The organism is Lentilactobacillus hilgardii DSM 20176 = ATCC 8290 (assembly GCF_000159315.1).
Classification (GTDB): Bacteria; Bacillota; Bacilli; order Lactobacillales; family Lactobacillaceae; genus Lentilactobacillus; species Lentilactobacillus hilgardii.
Map to the genome: position 1 here is coordinate 39,619 of NZ_GG669992.1, position 1,891 is coordinate 41,509.

Consider the following 1,891-nt stretch of genomic DNA (forward strand, 5'->3'; position numbering starts at 1 on the left):
CTGAGGTTGATATCAGCTTATATAGCAAATCCGAAGGGATTTGCTTTTTCTTTTGCATTAATTGAATTAAGCAAATAATTCCATTTGAATCCTAGTTCGATAATGGTCAAAATTCCGATAACCGTAAGCAGTTCTACCAATAGCTTTAATATTGCGGTTAACTCCCTCAAGAGGTCCATTGGAGTAAGCATATTTCAAGGAATTGGTAACTGCTTTTAAGTTTTGTTTTAGGCTACGAATAGCGGTATCCATTGAACAATTGAGTTTTCGATAGTCACAGATCGTCTTGGCAAGTAAATCCTGGTCATGTCTTTGAACAGCCGTTAAAATATCCTGATAAACCAAGTAAACACTGGTAAATTTAGGGCTAAGGGCAACGGTATCTGTCACAATTCGTAACGGTACCCGATAATAGAGTCGTTTAGCTTCCCGCTTATCAAAGGGCTTATCGAATAAACACCAATATTTCTTAATCATTCGATATTTACGCGGGAAATGAAGTTGCTTTTTCGCGACTGACAAGCGTACCTCATTTAGTGACCTTTGAGTCATTTGAATGATGTGGAAGCGGTCAATTATAATTTTGGCTTTAGGGAAAAGCTCTGGGATTAGGTGAACGTAGCCAGCGTTTAGATCGACAGAAATGGTTTTAACGCGAGCTCGTTCTTTTTGTGAGTACTGCATGAAGTAGCTCCTGAGGAACGCCTTACGGCGGCCATACAGAATAACGACTCGATTGTGATGATCGGCATCTTGAAAGATAAACCGCATGCGCCGATTTTGGTGCGAAGAGGTAAACTCATCAAAACTGAGATGTTTCGGTAAGCGAACAAACCGATTACTGATCATTTGCGCTGCTTGCGGATATGCTCGATTGACGGTACCGGCAGAAACCCCGTTTTGTTTAGCAATCAGTGTTGCTGCCATATTATCATGAAAGTCCATCACCACTGATTGCCAAACGTTCTTGGAAATTTGGCAGTTAGGCTTAACAGTATCCGTTTGCGAAGTAATGATTGAACCGCAGTGTTTACAAAGAAACCGTTGCTTAGCTAACCGGAGAATTAATAAGTGGAATCTCTGTGGGGATAATTTTAATTTAACGGTCTTATGACCGTCTTTTACAAGGCAATCAGCAAACCCGCAATTTGGACACCGTGAAATCTTTTTAAGCAATTTAGCATTGATAAATAATGCCGGATGACCGTAATATAGCCCGGTTTGGGTTTTAGCATCAGCCTCGAAGTGAATGTGGGGGTCTTTTAAACCAACTAAATTTAAGATAAGCTTGTCTTGGGACATCGTTTTTACTTCTTTCTATCTGAATTATTGGCTAATTCAATAGTAGGGCGATGCCCTATTTATATGCAAAAAAAGATTGATACCTTACGGTATCAACCCCAAAAATTTTAGACCCAAAAATATTTTAAATTTAGACCCAAAAATATTTTAAATAATGATCGTCCATTTCTCTCTTCACATCATGGCCGTCAACGCTGCCAATACGCCAAAAACAACACCTGGAAAACTTGCGATGATCAACCGCCAGTCTTTCTTAGGCTTCAACCAGCCATAGCTAACCCATAACGTAGCGTTTAATGCGGCAAATAACGGCTGGATGGGTGAAATTGGATTACCGTTTAAATTACTGATAATCTCACCGATATATGAAACATACATAATAAAGTTGGCAATCGTCGCAAAATCCCCGATTAACTTAATTTCATCAATGCGCTTCTTATGTAGTGCGTCCTGAACTTGATTTCTAAACTGTCCCTGTGTGGGCCTTAATTGACTTTGCATGCCGATCGCTTCCAAATCTTCCCCGATTTATTCTTTCTTTCACCACTAGTATTACCACTTCCCTACTCTAAAAGCTAGATATTTTTAC

At 39.6% G+C, this 1,891-nt stretch carries 2 protein-coding genes; both read right to left on the reverse strand.

The features are described from left to right. Positions 1–66: 66 nt before the first annotated feature. Positions 67–1,302, reverse strand: a complete 1,236-nt coding sequence (locus HMPREF0519_RS00175) for an ISL3 family transposase (RefSeq protein ID WP_003633623.1) — start codon at positions 1,300–1,302, stop codon at positions 67–69. A 174-nt stretch (positions 1,303–1,476) separates the two neighbouring features. After that, positions 1,477–1,803, reverse strand: a complete 327-nt coding sequence (locus HMPREF0519_RS00180; protein ID WP_003633625.1) for a SemiSWEET family transporter — start codon at positions 1,801–1,803, stop codon at positions 1,477–1,479. Between the last annotated feature and the right edge of the window lie 88 nt (positions 1,804–1,891).

Bases quoted from the DNA above. Each gene is read 5' to 3' on its own strand.
- HMPREF0519_RS00180 (WP_003633625.1), bottom strand. From the start codon at position 1,803: ATGCAAAGTCAATTAAGGCCCACACAGGGACAGTTTAGAAATCAAGTT.
- HMPREF0519_RS00175 (WP_003633623.1), bottom strand. From the start codon at position 1,302: ATGTCCCAAGACAAGCTTATCTTAAATTTAGTTGGTTTAAAAGACCCC.